This is a genomic window from Streptomyces sp. NPDC002935 (genome assembly GCF_040611295.1).
In the GTDB taxonomy this organism is placed as follows: domain Bacteria; phylum Actinomycetota; class Actinomycetes; order Streptomycetales; family Streptomycetaceae; genus Streptomyces.
In genome coordinates this window covers 51,632-59,766 of sequence record NZ_JBEXNW010000049.1, presented here as the reverse complement: position 1 = coordinate 59,766, position 8,135 = coordinate 51,632, and the positions used below count along the sequence as shown (strand labels likewise).

Genomic DNA, 8,135 nt, shown 5'->3' with positions numbered 1-8,135 from the left:
CTGCCTCAACTCCGGCCTCTACACCGCCTCCCGCATGGCCTTCTCGCTCGGAGAGCGCGGGGACGCGCCGAAGGCGTTCGCCAGGACCACGCGGCCCGAGGACCTGTGGGAGCTGGTCGCCTCCGGCCGCGACGCGATCTCCCGCTTCCCCGGCAACCGTGGCTGGGACGTCGAGGCGCTCTACCACCCGGACCCCGACCACCCCGGCACCACGTACACCACCCAGGGCGGATTCCTGCACGACGCGGACGAGTTCGACCCCGCGGTCTTCGGAATCAGCCCGCGCGAGGCCGTCGCCATGGACCCGCAGCAGCGCCTGCTGCTGGACACCACCTGGGAGGCCTTCGAGCGCGCCCGGATCGCCCCCCACACGATGCGCTCCACCACCACGGGCGTCTTCGTCGGCTCCGGCTACCAGGACTACACCGGCCGCCCGCTCAAGGTGCCCGACGGCGTCGAGGGCTACATCCCCAGCGGCAACGCGGCCAGCGTGATCTCCGGCCGGCTCTCCTACACCTTCGGCCTGCAGGGCCCGTCGGTCACCGTCGACACCGCGTGCTCGTCCTCGCTGACCGCCCTCCACCTCGCCATGCAGGCGCTGCGCAACGGCGAGTGCTCCATGGCACTGGCCGGCGGCGTGATGGTGATGGCCGGACCGTCCGCGTTCACGATGTCGAGCCGACAGCGCGCGCTGTCCGCCGACGGCCGCTGCAAGGCGTTCTCCTCGTCCGCCGACGGCACCGGCTTCGCCGAGGGCGTGGGCCTGGTGCTGGTGGAGCGTCTGTCCGACGCCCGCCGCAACGGGCACGAGGTCCTGGCCGTCGTGCGGGGCAGCGCGGTCAACCAGGACGGCGCGTCGAACGGCTTGACCGCGCCCAGCGGCAAGGCCCAGCAGCAGGTCATCCGGCAGGCGCTGGCCAATGCCCGGCTCGCCCCGGACGAAGTGGACGCCGTCGAGGCCCACGGCACCGGAACCCGGCTCGGCGACCCGATCGAGGCACAGGCGCTGCTGGCCACGTACGGCAAGGAGCGTTCCGAGGGCCGGCCGCTGTGGCTGGGCTCGCTGAAGTCCAACATCGGCCACACGCAGGCGGCCGCCGGCGTCGGCGGCGTCATCAAGATGGTGATGGCCATCCGCAACGGCATCCTGCCGCGGACGCTGCACGTCGATGAGCCGACCCCGCACGTCGACTGGGCCGGCGGGAACGTGCGCCTGCTCACCGAGCAGACCGCCTGGCCCGACCAGGACAGGCCACGGCGTGCGGCCGTCTCCTCGTTCGGGATGAGCGGCACCAACGTGCACACCATCATCGAGCAGGCCCCGGAGACCGCGACCGCCGCCGAGGGCGAGCAGCCCCCCGCAGCGCAGGACGCGACCGCCGCCCAGCCCCTGGACGTGTTCCCGTGGGCCCTGTCCGCGAAGACCGACCGGTCCCTGCGCGAGCAGGCCCGCCGGCTGCTGAACCACATCGACCGCACCGAAGGGCTCACCCTGCCCGACGTCGGCCGTGCCCTCCTCACCACGCGGACGCAGCTGGAGCAGCGGGCCGTGGTCGTCGGCCAGGACCGGCACGAGCTGCGGGCCGGGCTCGCGGCGCTCGCCGACGGCAAACCCGCGGACACCGTGGTCCAGGGCACCGCCTCAGCCTCCGGCAAGGTCGCCTTCGTCTTCCCCGGTCACGGCTCGCAGTGGACCGAGATGGCCCGCGAACTGCTGGACACTTCCCCGGTCTTCGCCGAGCAGGCCAAGGCCTGCGCCGAGGCGTTCGCCCCCTACGTCGGCCGGCCGCTGCTGGAGGTCCTGCGCGCCGAGCCGGGCGCACCGGGCATGGCCGAGGTGGAGGTCGCCCAACCCGCGCTGTTCACGGTGATGGTGTCGCTGGCCGCCCTGTGGCGCTCCTACGGTGTGACGCCCGCCGCCGTCGTCGGCCACTCGCAGGGCGAGGTCGCCGCCGCGTACGTCGCGGGCGCGCTGACGCTGGACGACGCGGCGCGGATCGTGGCCCTGCGCAGCCGCTCGCTGACCAAGCTCATCGGCAACGGCGCGATGCTCGCGATCGCCATGCCGGCCGACCGGGTCCGAGCGAGGCTGGAGAAGTACCGGGACCGGCTGTCGGTCGCCGCCGTGAACGGGCCCGCCGCCCTGACCGTCTCCGGAGAGCCCGATGCGGTCGACGAACTCCTTGCGGAACTCGAAGCCGAGGGCGTGCGCGTGCGCAAGGTCCGCGGCGCCACCGGCGCCGGGCACTCCGCCCAGGTCGAGAGCCTGCGCCCCGAACTGCTCCAACTGTTGGCCCCGGTCGCGCCGGGCGCGGCGGAGGTCCCGTACTACTCCACGGTGACCGGCACCGTGCTGGACACCACCGCCCTCGACGCCGAGTACTGGTACCGCAACGCCCGGCACACGGTGGAGTTCGAACGGACCGTACGGACGCTGCTGGCGGACGGGCACGGGGTGTTCGTCGAGTGCAGCCCGCACCCGCTGCTGGCCGACGCGGTGCAGGAGATCGCGGAGGAGACCGGTGCCGACGCCGTGACCGGCGCCTCGCTGCGCAGGGGCCAGGGCGGCATGGACCGCTTCCTGCGCTCCGTGTCCGAACTGCACGTGAGCGGCGTACACGTGGACCTGACGGTCCCCTTTGCCGGGCGTCCGGTACGGCGGGTGGACTTGCCGACGTACGCGTTCCAGCCGCAGCGGTACTGGCTGGAGAGCGCCGACCCGGTGCCTGCGGGCACCGATCCGGTCGAGGCCGGATTCTGGGAGCTGGTCGAGAACACGGACCTCTCCGGGCTCGCCGATGAACTCGGGGCGGACGACGCCGCCCTCGTCGGCCCGGCGCTGCCGGTACTGTCCGCGTGGCGTCGGCGCAGCCGCGAGAAGTCGACGGTGGACGGCTGGCGCTACCGCGTCTCCTTCCGGCGACTGACCGACCACGCGGCCCCCGGCCTGAACGGTCTGTGGCTCGCCGTCCTCCCCGCCGGACTGGCGGACGAGCAGTGGGCGCCCTGCGTCGTCGGCGTGCTCGGCGCCCATGGCGCCAAGGTGCGGGTCGTCGAACTCCCTGTCGACTGCGACCGATCGCAGGCCGCGAAGCGGCTCGCCGAGGAACTCCGCGGCGAACAGCCCGCCGGTGTCCTGTCGATGCTCGGCCTCGCCCCCGGCTGCCACCCGGCCCACCCGACGTTGTCCGCGAGCCTCGCCACGACCGTCACCCTGCTGCAGGCGCTGGGCGACGTGGACGTCCAGGCACCGCTGTGGTGTGCGACCAGCGGAGCCGTGTCCACCGGAGTCACCGACCCGCTGCGCGACGCCGGCCAGGCACAGCTCTGGGGCCTGGGCGTCGTCGCCGCACTGGAACTGCCCCGGCGTTGGGGCGGTCTCGTCGACCTGCCCGAGGAGCTGGACGAGCACGCGCTGCGCCGCCTGGCCGGAGTGCTGGCCCAGCACGACGAGGATCAGCTCGCCGTGCGTGTCGACGGCGTGTACGGCCGGCGCATGGTCCGGGCGCGGCCCGCCGACGAGGAGTCCGCTACACCGTGGCAGCCTCGCGGCACCGTCCTGGTCACCGGCGGAACCGGCGGCGTGGGCCGGCACCTGGCCCGTTGGCTGGCCGGCGCGGGCGCGCAGCACTTGGTGCTCACCAGCAGGAGCGGGCCTGACGCCCCCGGTGCGCAGGAATTGCACGCGGAGCTGACCGCCCTGGGCGCCGAAGTGACCATCGCCGCCTGCGACATGGCCGACCGTGCTGCGGTCGCGCGGCTACTCGCCGGCATCGAGTCCCGGCACCCGCTCACCGCGGTGCTGCACGCCGCAGGCACGGCACGGTCGTCCATGCTGGCCGACGCCCGTCTGGACGAGTTCGCCGAAGCCGCGGCCTCCAAGGTCACCGGCGCCATCCACCTCGACGAGTTGCTCGACGGCCGTGAGCTGGACGCGTTCGTCCTCTTCTCCTCCGGTGCCGGCGTCTGGGGCAGCGGTGGCCAGGCCTCCTACGCCTCCTCCAACGCCTTCCTCGACGCCCTGGCACTGCGGCGGCGAGCCCGCGGCCTGACCGCGACCTCGGTCGCCTGGGGCGGCTGGGCGGGCGGCGGCATGGTCGACGACGCGGTCCAAGAGCGCGGCGAGAGGCGGGGCCTGGGCGTCATGGCCCCCGAGCTCGCCCTTTCCGCTCTGGGCCAGGCCGTCGAGCACGACGAGGCGGCCCTCACCGTCGCCCCGATCGACTGGGAGAAGTTCCTGCCCGCCTTCACCGTGGGACGGCCCAGCCCGCTGCTGGCCGACCTGCCCGACGTACAGCGGCTCCTGGAGGCCGAGCAGGCCGTCGGCGAGGAGACCGGCGCCGGAGCGGCGCTGGCGACCGAGCTCGCCGCTCTCGCCCCGGTCGAGCAGGAGGAGCGGCTGCTGGAGCACGTCCGCGCCCAGAGCGCCGTGGTCCTCGGTCACGCGTCGGCCGAGGACGTGCTGCCCACCGCGCACTTCCTGGAGCTCGGCTTCGACTCGCTCACCGCGATCGACCTGCGTCGGCGACTGTCGGCGGCGACCGGTCTGCGCCTGCCCGCCGGACTGGCCTTCGACCATCCCACGCCCGCCAGGCTCGCCAAGCACCTGTTGACGCGGCTCCAGAGCGCCGGCAGCGGCGCGGCGGAGGAGCGGTCCGCCGACATGCTGGTGCAGCTCTACCGGCACGCGAGCGAGAACGGGACGGCCGCCGAGGCCATGGGGATGCTGATGGAGGCGGCCCGCTTCCGGCCTTCGTTCGAGCGGCCCGAGGAACTGGCCCAGCGGCCCGCCCCGGTGCGGTTGTCGCAAGGCGACCGTCCCCTCGCGCTGATGTGCTTCTCGCCGTACGTCGTACCGGCCGGGGCACACCAGTACGCGCGGTTCGCCGCACCCTTCCGCGACCGGCTGGACGTGTGGGCGCTGGTCCACCCCGGCTACGAGAAGGGAGAGCCGGTCCCGTCCGACCCGGACGTCGTGTTCCGGCTGCACGCGCAGACCGTACGGGAGTGCGCCGGCGGAAAGCCGGTCGTCCTGCTCGGCTACTCCTCGGGCGGCTGGATCGCGCACGGCGTGGCGGCACACCTGCAGGCCATGGGGGAGCCGCCGGCGGCCGTGGTGATGGTCGACAGCTTCAGCCGAGAGGTCCCCTTCGACCACCAGGTGCTCAACGCGATGGCCCAGGCGCAGTCGAAGCGCCTGGACTTCATGAGGTCCGGCGGCGAACAGCTCACCGCGATGGGCCGCTATATGCGCCTGTTCGACGACTGGGCCGCGCCGCAGATCGCCGCGCCGACCCTGCTCGTACGGGCGAGCGAGCCCATGCTGGCCGACGCCGGGGACGGTGACGGGCGCGCGGCACCGCCCGAGCACGTGGACACGATCGTCGAAGTGACCGGAAACCACTACTCGATGTTGGAGGACCACGCCGGCACCACCGCGGCGGCGGTGGATTCCTGGCTGGCGGACGCCGTCACCGATTCGTCCGGCCCCGTCGCACCTCCGGACGCAACGACCGCATGACCGGCCCGCGACCACCGCGAGTACCCCAAACCCGGACAGAGCAGATGATGGGAGAGGAATCATGACGAAAGCTCTCTACGAGATAGGCGAGACACCGCCGCTCGGCGAGGTCCCGCGGCAGATGTATGCCTCGGTGATCCGCCAGAACCGCTTCGGAGAGCCGAAGCAGGCGTTCCGCACCGAGGTCGTCGACACCCCCGCGGTGGGTCGGGGCCAGGTGCTGGTCTACGTGATGGCCGCCGGCATCAACTACAACAACGTGTGGTCCTCGCTGGGCGAGCCGGTCGACGTCATCGGGATGCGGCAGCGCCAGGGCCAGCCCGAGGACTTCCACATCGGAGGCTCGGAGGCCTCCGGCGTGGTGTGGGCCGTCGGCGAAGGTGTCCGGAACGTCAAGGTGGGGGACCATGTGCTGCTCACCAGCGGCCAGTGGGACGAGGCCGCCGCGGACATCCGTATGGGCACGGATCCTCTGGTCTCGGAGAGCATCAAGGCCTGGGGGTACGAGACCAACTACGGCTCCTTCGCGCAGTTCTGCCGAGTCGACGAGTACCAGTGCCACCCCAAGCCCGCCCATCTGTCGTGGGAGGAGTCGGCGGCCTTCCTGCTCACCGGGCCCACCGCCTACCGGCAGTTGTTCGGCTGGCAGGGCAACACGGTCCGCCCCGGCGACCCCGTGCTGATCTGGGGCGGTGCGGGCGGCCTCGGCTCGATGGCCATCCAGCTCGTCAGGCTGGCCGGCGGCATTCCGATAGCCGTGGTCTCCAGCGAGGACCGCTCCGAGTACTGCCGCCGTCTCGGGGCTGCGGGCACCGTCAACCGTCGCGACTTCGATCATTGGGGCCGACTGCCCGACGCCGGGGACGCCGAGGCGTCGGCGCGGTTCCTGCGCGGCGCTCGCGGGGTCGGCAAGAAGGTCTGGGAGATCCTCGGTGAGCGCAAGTCCCCGCGGATCGTGCTGGAGCACAGCGGCCAGGACACCCTGCCGACCTCGATGTACCTGTGCGACAACGCCGGCATGGTGGTGATCTGCGGTGGCACCTCCGGCTACAACGGAGACGTCGACCTGCGCCACCTGTGGATGCGCTCCAAGCGCCTCCAGGGCTCGCACTACGCCGACACTCGCCAGTGCCGCGAGGTCATCAGCCTCGTCGGCGCCGGCATGCTCGACCCCTGTCTGTCCGTCTGCGACGGCTTCCAGGACATCGGGCGCATGCACCAGATGATGCACGACAACGTGCACCCCTCCGGGAACATGGCCGTTCTCGTGAACGCGCCCCGGCGCGGCGAGATCGCGCTCGAACTCGCCGCCGCCTGACCGTCCCGCCGTACGAACCCCCTTTCCACAAGCGCAAGGAGAGTCATGCCCGAGCCCACCGCCGCCGCGCCCGCCGTCCCCAAAGCCCGCAGTTGCCCGTTCCTGCCGCCGGACGGCATCGACGGCATCCGGACGGCCGCCCCGGTGACCCGGGCCACCTTCACCAGCGGCGACGAGGCGTGGCTGGTGACCGGTTACGAGGAGGTGCGCGCCCTGTTACGCGACCCCTCGTTCAGCGTCCAGGTGCCCCACGCACTGCACACCCAGGACGGCGTCGTCACCCAGAAACCCGGCCGCGGCAGCCTGCTGTGGCAGGACGAGCCGGAGCACACCTCGGACCGCAAACTGCTCGCCAAGGAGTTCACCGTACGGCGCATGCAGGCGCTGCGGCCGAACATCCAGCGCATCGTCGACGAGCACCTCGATGCCATCGAGGCGCAGGGCGGCCCCGTCGACCTGGTGAAGACCTTCGCCAACGCGGTGCCGTCCATGGTGATTTCCGACCTGTTCGGTGTCCCGGTCGAGCGCCGGGCGGAGTTCCAGGACATCGCCGAGGCGATGATGCGGGTCGACCAGGACGCCGCCGCCACCGAGGCTGCCGGCATGCGCTTGGGCGGTCTGCTCTACCAGCTCGTCCAGGAGCGCCGGGCCAACCCCGGTGACGACCTGATCTCGGCGCTGATCACCACCGAAGACCCCGATGGCGTCGTCGACGACATGTTCCTCATGAACGCGGCCGGCACCCTGCTGATAGCGGCCCACGACACCACCGCCTGCATGATCGGCCTCGGTGCGGCGCTGCTCCTCGACAGCCCCGACCAGCTGGCCCTGCTTCGCGAGGACCCGTCGCTGGTCGGCAACGCGGTCGAGGAGCTGCTGCGCTACCTCACCATCGGCCAGTTCGGCGGCGAGCGCGTGGCCACCCGGGACGTGGACCTCGGTGGGGTGCGCATCGCCAAGGGCGAGCAGGTCGTCGCGCACGTCCTCGCCGCCGACTTCGACCCCGCCTTCGTGGAGGAGCCGGAGCGTTTCGACATCACCCGCCGCCCCGCCCCGCATCTGGCCTTCGGCTTCGGCGCACACCAGTGCATAGGCCAGCAACTCGCCCGAATCGAGCTGCAGATCGTCTTCGAGACCCTGTTCCGCCGCTTCCCGAGTCTGCGCTTGGCCAAGCCCGTCGAGGAACTGCGCTTCCGCCACGACATGGTTTTCTACGGCGTGCACGAGCTTCCCGTCACCTGGTGACCTCCGCACAACGACCCACTCCCACAGGAGAGTCAGCGCCCGCGGACCGTG

Annotated in this window: 3 protein-coding genes; all 3 read left to right on the top strand. The window is 72.2% G+C overall.

Annotated features, from left to right (window positions below):
* Positions 1-34: 34 nt before the first annotated feature.
* The 3 genes from ABZX90_RS39940 to ABZX90_RS39930 all read left to right on the top strand — a co-directional run bounded on the left by ABZX90_RS39940 (position 35) and on the right by ABZX90_RS39930 (position 8,084).
* Entirely contained in the window at positions 35-5,521 is a 5,487-nt protein-coding gene (locus ABZX90_RS39940) for a type I polyketide synthase (protein WP_355213282.1), read from the top strand.
* A gap of 61 nt (positions 5,522-5,582) precedes the next feature.
* Positions 5,583-6,839 carry a crotonyl-CoA carboxylase/reductase gene (gene ccrA, locus ABZX90_RS39935; protein ID WP_351132007.1) on the top strand — a complete coding sequence of 419 codons (1,257 nt, stop codon included), beginning with the start codon at positions 5,583-5,585 and terminating at the stop codon, positions 6,837-6,839.
* A 45-nt stretch (positions 6,840-6,884) separates the two neighbouring features.
* Complete coding sequence (locus ABZX90_RS39930; RefSeq protein ID WP_351132006.1) at positions 6,885-8,084, top strand: cytochrome P450; 1,200 nt, start codon at positions 6,885-6,887, stop codon at positions 8,082-8,084.
* Positions 8,085-8,135: the final 51 nt, after the last annotated feature.

Coding starts and splice junctions, on each gene's coding strand:
- ABZX90_RS39940 (WP_355213282.1), top strand. CDS start 35: ATGGCCTTCTCGCTCGGAGAGCGCGGGGACGCGCCGAAGGCGTTCGCC.
- ccrA (WP_351132007.1), top strand. CDS start 5,583: ATGACGAAAGCTCTCTACGAGATAGGCGAGACACCGCCGCTCGGCGAG.
- ABZX90_RS39930 (WP_351132006.1), top strand. CDS start 6,885: ATGCCCGAGCCCACCGCCGCCGCGCCCGCCGTCCCCAAAGCCCGCAGT.